Source organism: Pseudomonas cremoris, from assembly GCF_014230465.1.
In genome coordinates, this window is sequence record NZ_JAAXCY010000005.1 from 336,410 (window position 1) to 353,203 (window position 16,794).

Annotated in this window: 21 protein-coding genes; 6 read left to right on the forward strand and 15 right to left on the reverse strand. The window is 61.2% G+C overall.

The features are described 5' to 3' along the window. Positions 1-38 precede the first annotated feature (38 nt). Genes HF257_RS14635 through tusD form a run of 5 tightly spaced genes read right to left on the reverse strand, consistent with a single transcriptional unit; the run spans position 39 to position 2,391 of the window. On the reverse strand, positions 39-1,040 hold the full coding sequence (locus HF257_RS14635) for a glycosyl transferase family protein (protein ID WP_185706673.1): 1,002 nt from the start codon (positions 1,038-1,040) through the stop codon (positions 39-41). Continuing rightward, positions 1,037-1,372 carry a TusE/DsrC/DsvC family sulfur relay protein gene (locus HF257_RS14640; protein WP_185706675.1) on the reverse strand — a complete coding sequence of 112 codons (336 nt, stop codon included), beginning with the start codon at positions 1,370-1,372 and terminating at the stop codon, positions 1,037-1,039. Before HF257_RS14640 ends, HF257_RS14635 begins: the two co-directional genes overlap by 4 nt. Then, positions 1,369-1,647 (reverse strand): sulfurtransferase complex subunit TusB, encoded by a 279-nt coding sequence (gene tusB / locus HF257_RS14645; RefSeq protein WP_185706677.1) that lies wholly within the window; start codon positions 1,645-1,647, stop codon positions 1,369-1,371. Before tusB ends, HF257_RS14640 begins: the two co-directional genes overlap by 4 nt. Next, positions 1,647-1,997, reverse strand: coding sequence for a sulfurtransferase complex subunit TusC (tusC, locus tag HF257_RS14650; protein ID WP_185706679.1), 351 nt, complete (start codon positions 1,995-1,997; stop codon positions 1,647-1,649). Before tusC ends, tusB begins: the two co-directional genes overlap by 1 nt. A 1-nt stretch (position 1,998) precedes the next feature. Beyond that, entirely contained in the window at positions 1,999-2,391 is a 393-nt protein-coding gene (tusD, locus tag HF257_RS14655) for a sulfurtransferase complex subunit TusD (RefSeq protein ID WP_185706681.1), read from the reverse strand. A gap of 157 nt (positions 2,392-2,548) precedes the next feature. Between tusD and HF257_RS14660 the strand changes: the two genes are divergently transcribed. Beyond that, the gene (locus HF257_RS14660) at positions 2,549-3,712 is read left to right on the forward strand and encodes a CaiB/BaiF CoA transferase family protein (protein WP_185706683.1); all 1,164 of its coding nucleotides are present in this window, start codon (positions 2,549-2,551) and stop codon (positions 3,710-3,712) included. Positions 3,713-3,817: 105 nt separating this feature from the next. On the opposite strand, the gene HF257_RS14665 is transcribed toward HF257_RS14660, so the two are convergent. Both HF257_RS14665 and HF257_RS14670 read right to left on the reverse strand, forming a co-directional pair. Continuing rightward, positions 3,818-4,312 carry a SprT family zinc-dependent metalloprotease gene (locus HF257_RS14665; RefSeq protein WP_185706685.1) on the reverse strand — a complete coding sequence of 165 codons (495 nt, stop codon included), beginning with the start codon at positions 4,310-4,312 and terminating at the stop codon, positions 3,818-3,820. 129 nt (positions 4,313-4,441) lie between these two features. Then, positions 4,442-5,044, reverse strand: coding sequence for a Yip1 family protein (locus tag HF257_RS14670; RefSeq protein WP_185706687.1), 603 nt, complete (start codon positions 5,042-5,044; stop codon positions 4,442-4,444). A gap of 365 nt (positions 5,045-5,409) precedes the next feature. On the opposite strand from HF257_RS14670, the gene ttcA reads away from it, so the two are divergent. Together ttcA and HF257_RS14680 are read left to right on the forward strand one after the other, a co-directional pair. Then, positions 5,410-6,234, forward strand: a complete 825-nt coding sequence (gene ttcA, locus HF257_RS14675; RefSeq protein ID WP_185706689.1) for a tRNA 2-thiocytidine(32) synthetase TtcA — start codon at positions 5,410-5,412, stop codon at positions 6,232-6,234. Between the two features lie 67 nt (positions 6,235-6,301). Next, a complete protein-coding gene (locus tag HF257_RS14680) occupies positions 6,302-6,973 on the forward strand; it encodes a DNA-3-methyladenine glycosylase I (RefSeq protein WP_185706691.1) in 672 nt (223 codons plus the stop codon). A gap of 125 nt (positions 6,974-7,098) precedes the next feature. Here HF257_RS14680 and HF257_RS14685 read toward each other — a convergent pair whose 3' ends face one another. Genes HF257_RS14685 through arsC form a run of 3 tightly spaced genes read right to left on the reverse strand, consistent with a single transcriptional unit; the run spans position 7,099 to position 8,454 of the window. Then, entirely contained in the window at positions 7,099-7,506 is a 408-nt protein-coding gene (locus HF257_RS14685; RefSeq protein WP_185706693.1) for a DUF2069 domain-containing protein, read from the reverse strand. Next, entirely contained in the window at positions 7,490-8,104 is a 615-nt protein-coding gene (gene wrbA / locus HF257_RS14690; protein ID WP_185706695.1) for an NAD(P)H:quinone oxidoreductase, read from the reverse strand. Before wrbA ends, HF257_RS14685 begins: the two co-directional genes overlap by 17 nt. Continuing rightward, positions 8,101-8,454 (reverse strand): arsenate reductase (glutaredoxin), encoded by a 354-nt coding sequence (gene arsC / locus HF257_RS14695; protein ID WP_185706697.1) that lies wholly within the window; start codon positions 8,452-8,454, stop codon positions 8,101-8,103. Before arsC ends, wrbA begins: the two co-directional genes overlap by 4 nt. Positions 8,455-8,569: 115 nt before the next feature. Here arsC and HF257_RS14700 point away from each other — a divergent pair, with 115 nt between their 5' ends. Continuing rightward, on the forward strand, positions 8,570-9,031 hold the full coding sequence (locus HF257_RS14700; RefSeq protein ID WP_105698572.1) for a TlpA family protein disulfide reductase: 462 nt from the start codon (positions 8,570-8,572) through the stop codon (positions 9,029-9,031). A 143-nt stretch (positions 9,032-9,174) separates the two neighbouring features. Here HF257_RS14700 and HF257_RS14705 read toward each other — a convergent pair whose 3' ends face one another. The 4 genes from HF257_RS14705 to HF257_RS14720 all read right to left on the reverse strand — a co-directional run bounded on the left by HF257_RS14705 (position 9,175) and on the right by HF257_RS14720 (position 13,856). Then, entirely contained in the window at positions 9,175-9,579 is a 405-nt protein-coding gene (locus HF257_RS14705) for an META domain-containing protein (protein WP_185706699.1), read from the reverse strand. Further along, a complete protein-coding gene (locus HF257_RS14710) occupies positions 9,576-10,016 on the reverse strand; it encodes a hypothetical protein (RefSeq protein ID WP_185706701.1) in 441 nt (146 codons plus the stop codon). Before HF257_RS14710 ends, HF257_RS14705 begins: the two co-directional genes overlap by 4 nt. A gap of 71 nt (positions 10,017-10,087) precedes the next feature. Beyond that, positions 10,088-11,077 (reverse strand): 2-hydroxyacid dehydrogenase, encoded by a 990-nt coding sequence (locus HF257_RS14715; protein WP_185706703.1) that lies wholly within the window; start codon positions 11,075-11,077, stop codon positions 10,088-10,090. Positions 11,078-11,102: 25 nt separating this feature from the next. Continuing rightward, positions 11,103-13,856, reverse strand: coding sequence for a response regulator (locus tag HF257_RS14720; protein WP_185706705.1), 2,754 nt, complete (start codon positions 13,854-13,856; stop codon positions 11,103-11,105). A gap of 206 nt (positions 13,857-14,062) precedes the next feature. On the opposite strand from HF257_RS14720, the gene HF257_RS14725 reads away from it, so the two are divergent. After that, on the forward strand, positions 14,063-14,791 hold the full coding sequence (locus tag HF257_RS14725; protein ID WP_185706707.1) for a response regulator transcription factor: 729 nt from the start codon (positions 14,063-14,065) through the stop codon (positions 14,789-14,791). After that, positions 14,778-16,148, forward strand: a complete 1,371-nt coding sequence (locus HF257_RS14730) for a HAMP domain-containing sensor histidine kinase (protein ID WP_185706709.1) — start codon at positions 14,778-14,780, stop codon at positions 16,146-16,148. Before HF257_RS14725 ends, HF257_RS14730 begins: the two co-directional genes overlap by 14 nt. Positions 16,149-16,151: 3 nt before the next feature. Here HF257_RS14730 and HF257_RS14735 read toward each other — a convergent pair whose 3' ends face one another. Further along, positions 16,152-16,667 carry a DUF2062 domain-containing protein gene (locus HF257_RS14735; RefSeq protein ID WP_185706711.1) on the reverse strand — a complete coding sequence of 172 codons (516 nt, stop codon included), beginning with the start codon at positions 16,665-16,667 and terminating at the stop codon, positions 16,152-16,154. Between the last annotated feature and the right edge of the window lie 127 nt (positions 16,668-16,794).

Consider the following 16,794-nt stretch of genomic DNA (forward strand, 5'->3'; position numbering starts at 1 on the left):
TCGATTTAAAAGCGCAAAGACTGCGGGTGAATTATCGACTAAATCGATTTGTCCCGCGCATCCCAGTATTGCTGGGCTAAGACGAACGCTTGTTCACGTGCATGACCAAGACCGCGCAGCGCCAGCGCCATGGTGGCGATCAGGGCCAATTGTGGGTAGCTGTCTTCCACTTCGCCACGCCACAGCGCTTTCAAATGCTCAGGCTCCAACGCGGCCGGTTTGACGTGGCGCTGGGCCGATAGGGCGGGCCATTCTTCATCCCAGCTTTCGCCGCCGGTGGTGCCGTACAGATGGCTTGCAGAGTCAGGGTTGATCTCGATTTCGCCGCCGTCGCCTTTTACCACGATCACGTTATCCCCCAGCAGGCCGCTGGCGTCGCGGTGCACACCCTGGTAACCCGGGTGAAAAATGCTTTGCAGGCCCAGGCGTGCATTCAACGGGTTGAGCAGGCGCGCCAGTGAGTGGATTGGCGAACGCAGGCCCAGGGTGTTGCGCAGGTCGATCATGCGTTGCAGTTGCGGCGCCCAGTCGCCCAGCGGGATAAACGCCAGGTTGCCGTGCTCAAAGGCACTCTCGACCTGCTGCCAGTTGCGGCACAGTGGGATCTGCAAACCTTCCAGCAATTGCTCGGTGTACAGCCGGCCCGCCGTGTGCGCCCCGCCGCCGTGCAGGAGGATGCGCACGCCGTTTTGTGCCAGGCACTTGGCTGCCAGCAGGTACCACGGCAGATGGCGTTTCTTGCCGGCGTAGGTTGGCCAGTCGACATCCACATTCAGCGCTGGCGCGTTGAGTCGCTCGCGCACGGCTTCGGTGAAGCCGGCGAGTTCTTCCGGGCTTTCTTCCTTGTGGCGCAGCAGCATCAGGAAGGCGCCCAGTTGGGTGTCTTCGACTTTCTCGTCGAGCAGCATGCCCATGGCTTCGCGGGCTTCCTCACGCGTGAGGTTGCGCGCGCCGCGCTTGCCTTTGCCCAGGATGCGCACGAACTGCGCAAAAGGGTGCTCGGCAGGAGTTTCTAGGGTCAGCGGGGCAAAGTCGGTCATAAGCAATTCGTCGGCCTGGGCAGGCCCGCCAGCTTGGCGGCGAGTTTGGCGGGAGTGCCGTTGAACAGTTTGTTGAGGTGCAGGCTGTTGCCTTTTTCCGGGCCCAGCTTCAAGGCGGTGTACTTGATCAGCGGGCGGGTGGCCGGGGACAGCTGGAATTCGGCGTAGAAGCCGCGCAACAGGTCGAGGATTTCCCAGTGGTCGGGCGTCAACGCCAACGGTTCGGCGGCGGCCAGTGCGTTGGCGACCTCGACGGACCAGTCGTTCAAGTCGACGAGGTAGCCGTCTTTGTCCAGCTCATAGGTGCGTTCGCCTACGGTCAAGGTGTTCATAGCCAGCTGTTGACCTTGTCGTAGTCGAGCGACAGTTGCACAAAACCGGGATAGTCCACGCTGTCGGCCCAGTCCGGTAAGGGCAGGTTGCGCGCCTGCATGTCCTCGGCCAGCACAAACACCTTCACGCCCTTGGTGTGTAGGGCAGGGGCGTGCAGCCCGTAGGCGCCGTCGCCGCACAGCAGGATCGCGTCCTCGGCGCCGCAGATACGCAGGCAGCTGTCGAGGCGGCTGTCGGAAAACGGCGAGTGAGACACCACATGTAAAGTCGACATCAGAGGGTAATCACCTGGTCGTAGCGGTCAATCAATTGGGAAATAGCCTCGTTGCTCAACGGTTGCGCCTCGGTCGGTGGCGTCAAGCCACGCACGGCCATGCTGTGGCGGCAGACAAATACATCATCGATGCCGAACAGCCCCAAGGCCTGCAGGTTGGCGCTGAGGTCCTTTTGTTGCACGGCCTTGGCGTTCTGGTGCGGCGCGAGTTGGAACACGCCGTCATCCAGAAACAGCAAGCCGATCGGCAGGTCAAACGCGCCGCCGGCCAGCACGATATCCAGCGCTTCGCGCGCACTCGGCCCGGACCATGGCGCCTGGCGGCTGATCACCAATAAGGATTTGGACATTTCAAGGTCCTCCAAAACAGATCAGGCGGTCGGCCGTTTGGGCGGCGTCGTGCAATTGCCCGAGGCCCGACAACGCCCACGGCGCCTCCAGGTTCACCGCGCTGCGTTGGTAGCGCGTGGCCTCTTCGGCATTGAGCACGCCACGGCGCAAGGCCGCGGCAATGCACACCACGCCATCAAGCTGATGCTGGCTGACAAACTCACGCCACTGGCGGGCGATATCTTGCTCATCTTGGGGCGCGACGACGTTGTTGGACGCGCTGTACACGCCATCCTGATAAAAAAACAGCCGCACAATCTCATGCCCGCCGGCCAACGCCGCCTGGGCGAACAGCAAGGCGCGGCGCGAGGAGGGCGCATGGGCGGCGGAAAACAGGGCTATCGCAAACTTCATGGAACACTCTGCAAGTAAACGTGGGGCAATGATAAAGCCGCCGCCACGAAAAAGCCCGCCGTGATCAAAACGGTCACCGTTGCTGAGCGTTCTGACGATTGCCGGTAGGCGCAAGGCTGCCTAGTCTGTGGGCAATCGAAACGGAATTGGAGTGCCCATGTCAGGTCCCTTGGCGTCCCTCAAAGTGCTGGATTTTTCCACCTTGCTGCCCGGCCCGTTTGCATCATTGATGCTGGCGGACATGGGCGCCGAGGTATTGCGCATCGAATCGCCTACGCGCATGGACCTGCTGCGCGTGTTGCCGCCCAACGACCGAGGGACTTCGGCGAGCCATGCCTACCTCAATCGCAATAAGCGCAGTTTGGCGCTGGACCTCAAGCAGGCTGAGGCGTTGGAGATTGTGCGAGCGCTGGTCAAAGACTACGACATCGTGCTCGAACAGTTTCGGCCCGGTGTGATGGAGCGGCTGGGATTGGGCTATGCGGCGCTGAAGGCGATCAATCCCAGGCTGATTTATGTGTCGATCACCGGTTACGGTCAGACCGGCCCCTACAAAGACCGCGCCGGGCACGATATCAACTACCTGGCACTGGCCGGCGTGGCCAGCTACACCGGGCGCCAGGACAGCGGGCCGGTGCCGCTGGGCGTGCAACTGGCGGATGTGGGCGGCGGCTCTTTGCATGCGGTGGTCGGGTTGCTGGCGGCGGTCATTGCCCGGCAGCAGAGCGGGGTAGGGCAATACCTGGATGTGAGCATGACCGACTGCTCATTCAGCTTGAACGCCATGGTAGGTGCGGGTTACCTGGCATGTGGCGTGGAGCCGGTGCGCGAGGGGCATGTGTTAAACGGCGGCAGTTTCTACGATTACTACCGGACGCGGGACGGGCGTTGGATGTCGGTTGGCAGCCTGGAGCCTGTGTTTATGCAGCAACTCTGCACGGCATTGGGGCGTCCGGAGTTAGCGGCGCAGGGCTTGGCGCCGGAGCTTAAGGTTGCGCTGCAAGTCGAGTTCGAAAAGCGCAGCTTCAATGAGCTGTGTGATTTGTTTTCGGGGGTGGATGCCTGTGTCGAGCCGGTGTTGAGCTTGAGCGAGGCGGTGGAGCATCCGCAGCTTAAAGCCCGCGAACTGATCAGTCAGGTCCCCCGGGGGGACGGTTCGACGCAGGCGCAATTGGCCTGTCCGTTGAAATTCTCGCAAGGTTTGCCGGAACCACGGCATATCGGGGTTGCCGTGGGGGCGCACAGTGATGAGGTGTTGGCGCAGTTGGGGTTCAGTGCTCAGCGGATAGCGGAGTTGCGGCGTGCCAAAGTAGTTGGGTAGAGCCTGGACTGGCGCTTTCGCGAGCAAGCCCGCTCCCACATTCGACCGCGTTGCCAGGTTGATCACCGATCAAATGTGCGAGCGGGCTTGCTCGCGAAGGGGCCCTCACTCCACCCGAGTTTCCCCAGTGAACACCAACGTCTGCCGACACCGCCGACACAAATACCGCCGCCCCTGACCTACCAGCCCATGGCGCTGCGACGAAAACGGAAAGTCACTGTCCGCACACGGGCATCGGTAGATATAGCGGGTCACCTGGCGGCGCTTGACTTCATAGGTGTGGCAACGGTCCGGCGGCAGCTCGTAGACGCCGCGCATGATCAATTGCCATTCCTCGCCATGGGGCTGGATGCGCTCGCCAAACAATTGGTGGGCGATCAAGTGCGCCACTTCATGGGCCACGGTCTGTTTCAGGAAGTGCTGGCTGTTTTCACGGTACAACTGTGGGTTGAAACGCAGCAGGTTCTCGTGCAAATGCGCGACACCGGCCTTCTGGCCCCGCAGCTTGAGGCTGACCTGGGGGCGTTTGAAGCTTCGTTTGAAAAAGGATTCGGCTTGTAGGAAACAATCTTCGACGCGGGTATTGAGTTGCTCGGGCATGCTGACCATATCTCCAGAGACCCCCAGTATGCCGCAAAACCAGGTGTTTCCGAATCTGTCAGGCGCCGAATGGTCATGCACAACGCACAAAGCCACCTTGCGGTGGCCTTGCTCACTGATTAAAACCGTTTAGTTGGTGTAGATCGGCCCTACGCCCAGGCCCCAGACAATCACGGTGAACGCCATGATTGCCACCAGTACAACCAGGCCCACGGCGAGTACCGAACTGGAAAACAGGAAACCTTCGTCCGGATCAATGTTCATGAAGGTTGGCAGCCCCACATACAACAGGTACACCGTGTAGCAAATCGCCGCTGTGCCGACGACCATGCCCAGCCACATATGCGGATACAGCGCCGCCAGCCCGCCGATGAACAGCGGTGTGGCGGTGTAGGTGGCGAACGCCACGCAACGCGACATGCTGGGGTTGGCGTCGTAAGTGCGCGCCATCCAGTGAATGAACGCGCCCATCACCGCCACGCCGCCGAGCATGGCTGCGTACGACATGATGGTCATCCACAGTGCGCTTTCCTGGGTCAGCATCACGGGCGCGCGACTGCCGATGACCCAGCCGACCTGGGTGGTACCGATAAAGGCTGATACGGCGGGGATCGCCGCGAGAATCAGGGTGTGAGTGAGGTACATGTGGCCGATGCTTTCTTCTTTATCGCCACGGATTTCCCGCCATTCCTGGTCGGGATGGGTAAACAGCCCCACGACGTGATGGATCATGCCAGTCACTCCTGTCGTAATTACCATCGCCCCCCATCGGAGCGCCCACGGGCCAATTGGCCTGAAAGGTCTGGATATATGTGCGACCTCAAGTCGCAGTATAGGAAGGGATGGCCGGAATAACTGTAGGGTCTTTAGAGCAAATTGCGCTGTAAATACTGGCGCTAATCGCGGTGAGGACTGTCGGGCACCACTCGATCAAAATGTGGGAAGCGGGCTTGCTCGCGAAGGCGGTGTATCAGTTACACATGTACCGACTGACACTGCGCCTTCGCGAGCAAGCCCGCTCCCACATTGGATCTCAGTCGCGCATAACGGTAAAATGCCCCGCTTTTCGTCACACACCTCCAGCGGATCCAAGCGCCATGGGCACTCTTACGGTCAACCAGAACAAACTGCAAAAACGCCTGCGCCGCCTGGCCGGTGAGGCGGTCGCCGACTTCAACATGATCGAGGACGGCGACAAGGTCATGGTCTGCCTCTCCGGCGGCAAAGACAGCTACACCATGCTCGACGTGCTGTTGCATCTGCAAAAGGTCGCACCGATCAAGTTCGAGATCGTTGCCGTCAACATGGACCAGAAACAACCCGGTTTTCCCGAGCACGTGTTGCCGGCCTACCTCAAAGAATTGGGCGTCGAGTATCACATCGTCGAGAAAGACACCTACTCGGTGGTCAAGGAGCTGATTCCGGAGGGCAAGACCACCTGCTCGCTGTGCTCGCGCCTGCGCCGTGGCACGCTCTACACCTTTGCGGATGAAATCGGCGCGACCAAGATGGCCCTGGGGCATCACCGCGACGACATCGTCGAGACCTTCTTCCTGAATATGTTCTTCAATGGCTCCCTCAAGGCCATGCCGCCCAAGCTGCGCGCCGATGACGGACGCAACGTGGTGATCCGCCCGTTGGCGTATTGCAACGAGAAGGACATCCAGGCCTACTCCGACCTCAAGCAATTCCCGATCATCCCGTGCAACCTGTGCGGCTCCCAAGAGAACCTGCAGCGCCAGGTAGTCAAGGAGATGCTGGTGGATTGGGAGCGCAAGACGCCGGGCCGTACCGAAAGCATCTTCCGCAGCCTGCAGAATGTGATTCCGTCGCAATTGGCCGACCGCAACCTGTTTGACTTCACCAGCCTCAAGATCGATGAGAGCGCCGCGTCGCGCTTCGTCAATGTAGTGAACCTCTAAGGTTCTTCAACGCTCTGAAAGACGGCGCTCATGGGCGCCGTTTTCATTTGAATCCCCAGGAGAGGGCATGCGCGATTACAAGTGGCTGCACGAATATTGTCTGAACCGCTTCGGTTCGGCGGCCGAGTTGGAAGCCCACCTGCCTGTGCCGAACACCCCGGCGCAATTGCGCAAGATCAGTGATGACCGCTATTTGTCGACCTTGGCTCTGCGGGTGTTTCGCGCGGGGCTCAAACACAGCGTGGTCGACGCCAAGTGGCCGGCGTTCGAGCAGGTATTTTTCGGCTTCGACCCGGAGAAAGTCGTGCTGATGGGCGCCGAGCACCTGGAGCGATTGATGCAGGACACGCGCATCATCCGCCATTTGGGCAAACTCAAGAGCGTGCCGCGCAATGCGCAGATGATCCTGGATATCGCCCAGGAGAAGGGCAGCTTCGGTGCCTTCATTGCCGACTGGCCGGTGACCGACATCGTCGGGTTGTGGAAGTACCTGAGCAAACACGGCCACCAACTGGGAGGGCTGTCGGCGCCGCGCTTTTTGCGCATGGTGGGCAAGGACACTTTTGTGCCGAGCTATGACGTGGTGGCGGCGTTGAACGCGCAGAAGATCGTCGACAAGGCGCCTACCAGCTTGCGGGATTTGGCGACGGTGCAGGGCGCATTCAACCAATGGCACGCCGAGAGTGGACGGCCGATGTGCCAGTTGTCGATGATGCTGGCTTACACCGTGAATCATTGAGACCGTGGTGATGCCTTCGCGAGCAAGCCCGCTCCCACATTCGACCGAGCTCCTTCAGTTGAAATGCAATCAAATGTGGGAGCGGGCTTGCTCGCGAAGGCTGCCTGGCAGGCGCTACAGTCCTATCAGGCCTCGGCCAACCGCCGATTGAGCTGATGCCGCCAACGCACATACAACAGCGCCGTACAAAACACCGCCAGACTCGCCAGCATCTCCAGCACCCCGAACCACTGCCGGTTCGGGTCATACGCCGCCAGCGCGCCCTTGATGAAGTACAGGTTCACCACAAAGCACATCCACGAGTGCCCACGTGCACTGCCCAGCAGCATGCCCGGCGCCAGCACCAGCAGCGGCACCAGTTCGATCAGCAGGATCACCCACGGACGCGCGCCGTGCAGGTCGGCGACGAACAGGTAATACACGCACAACAAACCCACCAGGCCCAGAAACGCCAGCAGGCTTAACGCGCGCGCCACCTTGACCCGTGGCTCCAGCCACGCTTGGGGTGGCAGGACCTTAGGCTTCCTGGCCACGACCACCCTCCAGCAGGGTAGCGGTGTTCGCCAGGCGCAAGCCAAGGGCGCGACACAGGGCGATTTCGTGTTGGTCGAGCATGCGCTTACCGTCCGGCCCGGAGTGGTGACTGGCGCCGTAAGGCGTGCCGCCGCCCTTGGTGTCGAGCAGGGCTTGTTCGCTGTAGGGCAGGCCGGTGATCAGCATGCCGTGGTGCAGCAACGGCAGCAGCATCGACATCAGCGTGGTTTCCTGGCCACCGTGCAGGCTGGCGGTTGAAGTGAACACACCGGCGGGTTTGCCGACGAGGGCGCCGGTCAGCCACAGGTTGCTGGTGCCATCAAGAAAGTACTTGAGCGGTGCGGCCATGTTGCCGAAGCGGGTCGGGCTGCCCAGGGCCAGGCCCGAGCAATGTTTCAAGTCGTCCAGGCTGGCATACAGAGCGCCTTCGTCCGGGATACTCGGCGCCACGGCTTCGCACTCGGTGGAAATCGCCGGCACAGTGCGCAGGCGTGCTTCCATCCCGCCTTGCTCGATGCCCCGGGCAATCTGCCGGGCCATTTCGCTTACCGAGCCATTGCGGCTGTAATACAGCACCAATACATACGGCGTAGTCACGGCAGGATCTCCAGCACGTTTTCCGGCGGACGGCCAATGATCGCTTTATCGGCGGTTTCAAGGATCGGACGTTCCATCAACTTGGGATGCTCGGCGATGGCGGCGATCAATTGCGCTTCGCTGAGGCTGGCGTCGGCCAGGTTGAGCGTCTTGTATTCGTCTTCACCGGTGCGCAGCAATTGGCGGGCGCTGATGCCCAGTTTGGCGAGCAAGGCCTTTAATTGCGTGGCATCCAGCGGGGTTTCCAGGTAGCGCACCACGGTTGGCGTGAGGCCGCGGGCTTCGAGCAGTTCCAGCGCACCGCGGGATTTCGAGCAGCGCGGGTTGTGATAAAGCGTCAGATCGGTCATGTGCGGGTCGCATCTTGCGTAAGGTGGCGGGTATTCTACCCGCGCTGCGGCCCGTCCTTAAACCGTAAGAGGCGATAGGTCGCAGCCAACGTTCATTTTTACGAAGGATTACCCCATGACTAGGCGACTGATCGGTGCATTGGCGATCATCACAACCCTGCTGCTCAGCGGCTGCGGCAACGACTACGGTGTTGACCAATACGGCAAGAAAGTAGCGGCCGAACGCCTGGATAAACAGTGGGTGGTGGTCAATTACTGGGCCGAGTGGTGTGGCCCGTGCCGCACGGAAATCCCTGAGCTCAACGCGTTGGCGGAACAGTTGAAAGGGCAGAACGTAGGTGTGTTTGGCGTCAACTTCGACAATGTGCAGGGTGAAGAGCTGAAGGCAGCCAGTGAGAAACTGGGCATCAAGTTCACCGTGCTGGCGCAGAACCCGGAAGAGATTTTTGATATTCCCCGCAGCGAAGCGCTGCCGGTGACCTACATCATTGATGACAAGGGCAAGGTGCGCGAGCAGTTGATGGGCGAGCAGACGGCGGAAGGCGTGATCGCTAAGCTCAAGGCACTGCGCGGTTAAGGCGACAACACAAACCAATGTGGGAGCGGGCTTGCTCGCGAATGCGGTGGATCAGTCCATGAATGAGTTGACTGACACACCGCATTCGCGAGCAAGCCCGCTCCCACATTTTTTGACCTCACTCAATCGTGAGATGGGTGCTGTCAGCCTTCTTCAAGCCACAAGCGAATCGGCTTGCCTTCGGCCGGCCAGAAACGCGTCTGCTCGATCGGCGAAATATCCCAGCGCTCAACGCCTTGCAGCGCCTGGAAGAAGCGATGTTCCTGCTCCATCAACGCCTCGGCGCAAAGCTTGCGGGTGCTGCCGATCTTGCCGAAGCTGAGCTTGTCGCCGTCGACGGTGTACGGCGCGAACCAATGGTTGCAGCCGCCATTGCCGTAGGCGCGGCCATCAGCACCGAGGGTAACGGTGAGGTGCGCGTAATCCATCAGTGGGCGTTCACCAATCCATTCCACCACGTAGCTGTGATCCTGCTTGAGCTTGACCGCATCGCCGGCGCAACCGGTGAGGCCGGCACCTAGGGCGGCGAGCAGAAGCAGGCCTTTCATTGGGCGGCCTTCTGGCATTTCGGGCAACGGTGTTTGTCGCCTTCGCTGGCCCAGCCCAACTCTTTGATACGTGCGTTGGCCGCCGGTTGCAGCGGTTCCTTAGTCAGTTTGGTTTCCACCGCGAATTCAAACTCCAGCACGCTGTCGCAGCTGTCGCAATTGACTTTCCAGGTGTGAATTTCCAACTCGCCGAATTTCGGCCCTTGGGCCATGGCGACCCACTGGCCCACCGGGCGGATGGAGTAGCGCGCGTCACCTTCGACGGTAAGGCGCATCGACAGGGTTTTACTGCCACGCAGGGTGACGATCAAGACGTCGCCATGCTTGATCGAACCACCGTTGCCGGTGACCTGGTAACGGCCCGGCACCAAGGCGCGGCATTCGATCAGGGTGTGTTGCGGGCTCAGCAAGCTGAAGCGGAAATCGTGTTCGGCCATGGATCCTCCAAATAGGCGCGGCATCCTATCACGGGTGCCCGCCCATCATGAGCCTGGTATGTGACCGCTGATCATCCTTCGACCAGGTTCTGCGCCCGGCCATCAGCCCATGCGGCAATGTTCGCCAGCGTGGTGCCGGCGATTGCTCCCAGGGCCTCGCGGGTGAGGAACGCCTGGTGGGCGGTGATGATCACGTTGGGGAACGTCAGCAGGCGCGCGAGCACATCGTCCTGCAAGGGCAGGTCGGAGCGGTCTTCGAAGAACAGTTGGGCTTCTTCCTCATACACATCCAACCCCAGGTAGCCGAGCTGGCCGTCCTTGAGCGCTTCGATCAGTGCGGGTGTATCCACCAGGCCGCCGCGCCCGGTGTTGATCAGCATTGCGCCAGGTTGCATGTGGGCCAGGGAGCGGGCGTTGACCAAGTGCTTGCTGTCGGCGGTGAGCGGGCAGTGCAGGCTGATGATCTGCGCCTCGGCCAGCAGTTCCGGCAGGCTTACGTAGCGTGCGCCGAGGGCCAATACCTGCGGGTTGGGGAAGGGGTCGTAGGCCAGCAACTGGCAGCCGAAACCGGCCATGATCTTGGCAAATGTGGCGCCGATCTGCCCGGTGCCGACTACGCCGACAGTCTTGCCCACCAGATCGAAACCGGTGAGGCCGTGCAGGCTGAAATCACCGTCGCGGGTTCGGTTGTAAGCGCGATGCAGGCGGCGGTTGAGCGCCAGGATCAGCGCCACCGCGTGCTCGGCTACGGCGTGGGGCGAGTAGGCCGGGACGCGCACGATGGTCAGGCCCAGGCGCTTGGCGGCGGCCAGGTCGACATGGTTGTAGCCCGCCGAGCGCAGGGCGATCAGCCGTGTGCCGCCGTTGGCCAGGTGTTCCAGCACTGGGGCGCTGAGGTCGTCATTGATAAAGGGGCAGACTACCTCGTGGTTTTCGGCCAGGGCCACGGTGTCGAGGTTGAGCCGGGCCGGCTGGAATTGCAGCTCTACGCCAGGTGGCAGTGCCTCGCCGAGGAAGCTGTCGCGGTCGTAGGTTTGGCTGCTGAATAGAATTACGCGCATCAAAGGCTTCCTTTTTTTGATGAGTTCAAGCGCTGACCCGCGCTTCACTGGCCAACCGGGTGATGGCAATGTCCAGTTCGTCCAGCGCACTCAGGGCCTTGGCGTCGTCCTGCTTGAGCAGGGTTTCGGCTCGTTGGCAGGCGGCGCGCAGTTGTGGCACGCCACAGTAGCGCGTGGCGCCGTGCAGGCGGTGCACGCGTTCGATCAAGGCGTTGTTGTCATTCGCGTCACGGGCGATGGCGATGGCCAAGCGGTCGGCTTCCAGCGAGGCCAATAACATGGCCAGCATGTCGGCGGCCAAGTCGGTCTTGCCGGCAGCCAGGCGCAGGCCTTCCTCGTGGTCCAGCACCGGCAATTGCACGCCAGGGCCCACGCCGTCGGCTGCTCGTTCCGGGCCTTGATTGCGCAGGGCCAGGCCGGTCCACTTCAGCACCACTTGGGCCAGTTGCCGTTCGCTGATGGGCTTGGTCAGGTAATCGTCCATGCCACTTTGCAGCAAGGCGCGTTTTTCGTTGGCCATGGCGTGCGCGGTCAGGGCAACCACTGGCAGCGGGGTGCCGTCGCGCTCGCTTTCCCACAGGCGTATCGCTTCGGTGCTCTGGCGACCGTCCATGCCGGGCATCTGCACATCCATCAGCACCAGGTCGAAGGCGTCTTGCTTGACCGCGTCAACTGCTGCGTAACCGCTTTCCACCGCACGTACCCTGGCGCCCATGTCCTCCAGGAGCGTCTGTACCAGCAGCAGGTTTGCCGGGTTGTCATCCACGCACAGCACACGCGGCGCACGGCTGGACAGCGGCTCGCCGGGATCGCCGCGCGACGGGCGCGGGCTGATCAGGTCGGACAAGGCTCGGCGCAATTTGCGGGTGCACGCCGGCTTTGCCTGCAACTGGCTGTTGGGGTTGGGCACAGACTGGTTGAACAGCATCTGTTCGGTGGTGGGGCACAGCACCAGCACCTTGCAGCCCAGGTGTTCGAGGTCCCACAGGTGTTGATTGAGGCGCTCGGGCGGAATGTCATTGGCGGTGACGCCGAGCACCGCCAGGTCGATGGCCTGGTCGGTCTGGTGGGCGCTGGTGATGCCGTTGGTCAGGCTTTCCAGGGTGTTGAACGGTGTGACTTCCAGGCCACAGTCTTCCAACTGATGCTGCAGGGCCTGGCGTGCCAGTTCGTGGTTTTCCAGCACCGCCACGCGATGACCCAGTAGCGGCGCGGAGGGCAGGTCCTCGACGTCATCGCGGGTCTTGGGCAGGTTCAGGCTGATCCAGAACTCCGAGCCTTCGCCCGGCGTGCTGTCGACGCCGATCTCACCGCCCATCTGCTCGATCAAACGCTTGGAGATCACCAGGCCCAGGCCCGTACCGCCGGGTTGGCGTGACAGCGAGTTGTCGGCTTGGCTGAACGCCTGGAACAACGCGCGCACATCCTGGCTGGACAGGCCGATGCCGGTGTCCTGCACGCTGATGCGCAGTTGCACGCTGTCTTCTTGTTCGTCCTCGATCATCGCGCGCGCCACGATGGTGCCTTCGCGGGTGAACTTGATCGCATTGCTGATCAGGTTGGTGAGAATCTGCTTGAGGCGCAGCGGGTCGCCCACCAGCGCCAGCGGCGTGTCGCGATAGACCAGGCTCACCAGTTCCAGCTGCTTGGCATGGGCGGCGGGGGCCAGAATGGTCAGGGTGTCTTGCAGCAAGTCGCGCAGGTTGAAGGGAATACTGTCGAGCACCAGTTTGCCGGCCTCGATCTTCGAGAAATCGAGGATTTCATTGATGATGCCCAGCAGGTTGTCGGCGGATTTTTCGATGGTGCCCAAGTAGTCGAGCTGGCGCGGTGTGAGTTCGCTTTTTTGCAGCAGGTGGGTAAAACCCAGGATGCCGTTGAGCGGGGTGCGGATTTCGTGGCTCATGTTGGCCAGGAACTCCGACTTGATGCGGCTGGCTTCCAGGGCCTCTTTGCGGGCCAGGTCCAGCTCGATGTTCTGGATCTCGATGGTTTCCAGGTTCTGGCGCACATCTTCAGTGGCCTGGTCGATGCTGTGCTGCAATTCTTCCTGGGCGTTCTGCAGGGTCTCGGCCATGCGGTTGATGCCCGAGGCGAGTTGGTCCAGTTCCTGGCTGCCCAAGGGTGGCAGGCGGGTTTCCAGGTTACCGTCCTTGAGTTGGGCCACGGCTTGCTTGATCTGGCCAATCGGCGAATTGATGGTGCGGCTGATGCGCAGTGCCAGGGCCGCGGTGCAAACCAGGCCGATGGCAATCAGCAGCAGGCTGGCGAACAGGCTGCGATAGCCGCGCAACAGCATGCCGTTGTGGGACAGTTCCACTTCAACCCAGCCCAGCAGCCGGTCGGCTTCATCCGGGATCAGGTCACCGGCAAGGTTGCGGTGGCGGCCGAACACCGGCAAGAGGTAGCGCGTGGCGTCGTTGCCGGTGCGTTGCAGCAGGTGGGAACTGTTGCCGACGGGCGGCTGGTTGAGCATGGTCGGGCCCGCGTGGGCGAGGGCGCCTCGGTCCGGACCGAGGAATGACACCGCCCGTACGTCCTGTTGTTCCAGGGATTGGGTGGCGATGCGCTCAAGCAGATCGGTATTGCGCGCGCTCAGGGCGGGGGCCACCAGGGGAGCCAGTTGCTCGGAGATCATTTCGCCGCGTTGGAGGAGTTGAGCCTGCAATTCCGAGAGTTGCATCCTGGTGAAATAGCCCCCCAACAACAACGCCATCAGGCTGGTCGGTAATAAGGTCAGCAACAGTACGCGGCCTTTTATCCCCATTCTTCTAAGCACGCCACTCTCCTGCTACCACATTGTTATCGATGATTCGCCCGGGCATCCGGCCCGCGCCACCTGCGCAGTGTAGCCATTTGCGCGATGTGGAATCTTGCAAATTAATGACATACAACAATCTTCACGTCATTGGGGGAGGCGATGGCGATTGCCTGTAGCGGGGTAATCTTGAATAATCGGCCACTGAGAATGACTTGCAGACGCTAATGAATCCCGCAGCAGTTGGCCAACCCAGTATCCTGACGATCGAAGATGACCCTGTACTCGGCGCTTATGTCCATGAGCACCTTGGTCGCTGTGGCTTCGACGTGACGTGGTGCCAGAACGGCCAGCAAGGGCTGCAGATGGCGCGCGACCAGGCGTTCGACGTGGTGTTGATGGACATCCTGCTGCCGGGAATGGATGGCCTGTCGATCCTCACTCACCTGCGCCAGAGCCATTCGATCCCCGTTATCCTCATGTCGGCCCTGGGCGCCGAGGCGGATCGCGTCAGTGGCTTCCGCCTCGGCGCCGATGACTACCTGCCCAAGCCGTTCAGCATGATTGAGCTGCGGGTACGCATCGAGGCCATCTTGCGTCGTGTGGCCCTGGACCGGCGCCCGCTGCCGACCCTGGCGCCTGTACGCGATGACACGCGCACCCTGCGCTTCGATGATGAGCTGTGCGACGTCTTCCACCAGGAACACTGGGCCAACCTGACCCGCAGCGAATATCGCCTGCTCGAAACCCTGCATCGCAACAGTGATGAAGTCCTCAGCAAGGCTTTCCTTTATCAGCATGTGTTGCAACGTGGTTATGCCCCCCATGACCGCAGCCTCGACATGCATATCAGCCAAATCCGCCGCAAGCTCAAGGCCATCGGTTATAGCGAACGCGAAGTGCGCACCGTATGGGGCAAGGGCTATGTCCTGAGCGGTCTCGATGACGGCATTTAAGCGTCCCTTGAAGCGGTTACCGGGGAAACACTCGTTATTCTGGAAGCTGGCCTGCCTGTTGATCGCGTTCTGCTTGCTGATGATCTGGCTGAGCTGGTCCTGGGGCCGGTACATGGAAGAGCAAAACGCGTATCTGGACAAGGAGGCGAGGGCCACCTTGAGTGGCTACGCCGTCAGCGCCGAGCAGGCTTGGAGCCGAGGCGGTGCCGAAGGCGTTGATGCGTGGTTGCAGGCAATGCGTGCGCGGGAGAGCACGTGGATCGGTGTGATTGGCAATGATCTGCAATCGTTGAGCAACATTCCGCTGACCGATAGGGAAAGCCAGCGCCTGACCTTCCTGCGCGGCCTCGATTGGCCGGTGAGTCGGCACGCGAAGGGCTTGCCGTGGCTGAAGATTCCGTTTCCGGTGGACCCAAATGTGGGCTCGCTGGTCATCGAACTGCCCCAGCGTTTCCTGCCGGGGCGCTACCAGTTGTTCTGGCGAGTGGTAACTAACGGCGTGATCCCCGGATTGTTCACCCTGTTGCTGTGTGTCGGCCTGTATCGGCTGCTGATCATGCCGCTCAATCAACTGCGCGAGCAGGCCAATGCCTGGCGCGCTGATCAATTGCACACGCGGCTGTCCCATGACGCCACCAGTCGCCAGGATGAGTTGGGCGAGTTGGGTCGGGCTTTTGACCATATGTCCGAACGTTTGCAGGGCACTGTGGTGTTGCAGCAGCAATTGCTGCGGGACATGTCCCATGAATTGCGTACGCCGTTGAGCCGCTTGCGGGTGGCCTGTGACAGTGAGCAAGACCTGGCCCAACTGCGTGAGCGCCTCGGCCGCGAGATCGACGCCATGCAGCGCCTGGTGGAAGGCAGCCTGCAACTGGCCTGGTTGGACACTGAGCGTGCACCGTTGCCCAAGGAAGACATTCAACTGCAGGCCCTCTGGGACATGCTGCGTGAGAACGCGTGTTTTGAAAGCGATTGGCCGGCATCGCGCTTGCCGTGCCTGCTGGAAGCCGATTGTTGGGTGCGGGGCGACCTGAATACGCTGGCCCAGGCCCTGGAAAATATTCTGCGTAACGCCATACGCCATTCACCACCCAATGGCGTGGTGAGCCTGGACGGTCAGCGCGAAGGAGATCACTGGCACCTGTGGCTGGAAGATCAGGGCGGGGGGATTGCCGAGCAGGACCTGGAGCGCATTTTTGCGCCGTTCACCCGTTTGGAGGGTTCCCGCCCTGGCGATGGCGGGTTTGGCCTGGGCTTGAGCATCGCCCGAAATGCGGTGCAACGTCAGGACGGCAATCTCTGGGCGGAGAACACGGGGCGCGGCCTGCGGGTTCATCTGCGACTGCCGGCTCGCTAGGCTTCAACCGCGACGCTGTTTGCGCTTCTTCCATTGATGCGCGACCCACCAGCGCCAATAGCCCATCGTCAGGCAATAGGCCAGCGCACCCAGCACCAGTCCGAGTACTACTGAGCCCAGCAGGAACGGCTGCCACAAAGTGCTCAGTTGGCCGCTGATCCACTCCCAGGTCAGGTCGTCGGGCAGGCTGCGGGGCGGCACGTTCATCAGCCAGGCCCCGGTCATATAAGTGCAGATAAATACTACCGGCATGGTGATCGGGTTGGTCAGCCACACCAGGCTGACGGCGATCGGCATGTTGCCGCGCACTACGATCGCGAGGATCGCCGCCAGCAACATCTGCAATGGAATCGGAATAAACGCCGCGAATAATCCCACCGCCATGGCTCGCGCCACTGAGTGCCGGTTCAGGTGCCAGAGGTTCGGGTCATGCAGCAATGTGCCGAGAAACTGTAATGACTTGTGTTCCCGGATACTGCTGGGATCGGGCATGTACCGTTTGAATAAGCGCCGGGGCATAAGGGGTCCAGGTCAAATCGAGGGGCAAGTATGCCCGCATTCTATAAACAGAAAATTCAGACTTTGTGACAAAACATCATAGGCTGCGCCAGGCACCCAACTAAGACTGAATGGATCACTTCAAAGG

Excerpts from the sequence above, each read along its gene's own strand:
- HF257_RS14635 (WP_185706673.1), bottom strand. The coding sequence starts at position 1,040 with ATGACCGACTTTGCCCCGCTGACCCTAGAAACTCCTGCCGAGCACCCT.
- HF257_RS14640 (WP_185706675.1), bottom strand. The coding sequence starts at position 1,372 with ATGAACACCTTGACCGTAGGCGAACGCACCTATGAGCTGGACAAAGAC.
- tusB (WP_185706677.1), bottom strand. The coding sequence starts at position 1,647 with ATGTCGACTTTACATGTGGTGTCTCACTCGCCGTTTTCCGACAGCCGC.
- tusC (WP_185706679.1), bottom strand. The coding sequence starts at position 1,997 with ATGTCCAAATCCTTATTGGTGATCAGCCGCCAGGCGCCATGGTCCGGG.
- tusD (WP_185706681.1), bottom strand. The coding sequence starts at position 2,391 with ATGAAGTTTGCGATAGCCCTGTTTTCCGCCGCCCATGCGCCCTCCTCG.
- HF257_RS14660 (WP_185706683.1), top strand. The coding sequence starts at position 2,549 with ATGTCAGGTCCCTTGGCGTCCCTCAAAGTGCTGGATTTTTCCACCTTG.
- HF257_RS14665 (WP_185706685.1), bottom strand. The coding sequence starts at position 4,312 with ATGCCCGAGCAACTCAATACCCGCGTCGAAGATTGTTTCCTACAAGCC.
- HF257_RS14670 (WP_185706687.1), bottom strand. The coding sequence starts at position 5,044 with ATGATCCATCACGTCGTGGGGCTGTTTACCCATCCCGACCAGGAATGG.
- ttcA (WP_185706689.1), top strand. The coding sequence starts at position 5,410 with ATGGGCACTCTTACGGTCAACCAGAACAAACTGCAAAAACGCCTGCGC.
- HF257_RS14680 (WP_185706691.1), top strand. The coding sequence starts at position 6,302 with ATGCGCGATTACAAGTGGCTGCACGAATATTGTCTGAACCGCTTCGGT.
- arsC (WP_185706697.1), bottom strand. The coding sequence starts at position 8,454 with ATGACCGATCTGACGCTTTATCACAACCCGCGCTGCTCGAAATCCCGC.
- HF257_RS14700 (WP_105698572.1), top strand. The coding sequence starts at position 8,570 with ATGACTAGGCGACTGATCGGTGCATTGGCGATCATCACAACCCTGCTG.
- HF257_RS14705 (WP_185706699.1), bottom strand. The coding sequence starts at position 9,579 with ATGAAAGGCCTGCTTCTGCTCGCCGCCCTAGGTGCCGGCCTCACCGGT.
- HF257_RS14710 (WP_185706701.1), bottom strand. The coding sequence starts at position 10,016 with ATGGCCGAACACGATTTCCGCTTCAGCTTGCTGAGCCCGCAACACACC.
- HF257_RS14715 (WP_185706703.1), bottom strand. The coding sequence starts at position 11,077 with ATGCGCGTAATTCTATTCAGCAGCCAAACCTACGACCGCGACAGCTTC.
- HF257_RS14725 (WP_185706707.1), top strand. The coding sequence starts at position 14,063 with ATGAATCCCGCAGCAGTTGGCCAACCCAGTATCCTGACGATCGAAGAT.
- HF257_RS14730 (WP_185706709.1), top strand. The coding sequence starts at position 14,778 with ATGACGGCATTTAAGCGTCCCTTGAAGCGGTTACCGGGGAAACACTCG.
- HF257_RS14735 (WP_185706711.1), bottom strand. The coding sequence starts at position 16,667 with ATGCCCCGGCGCTTATTCAAACGGTACATGCCCGATCCCAGCAGTATC.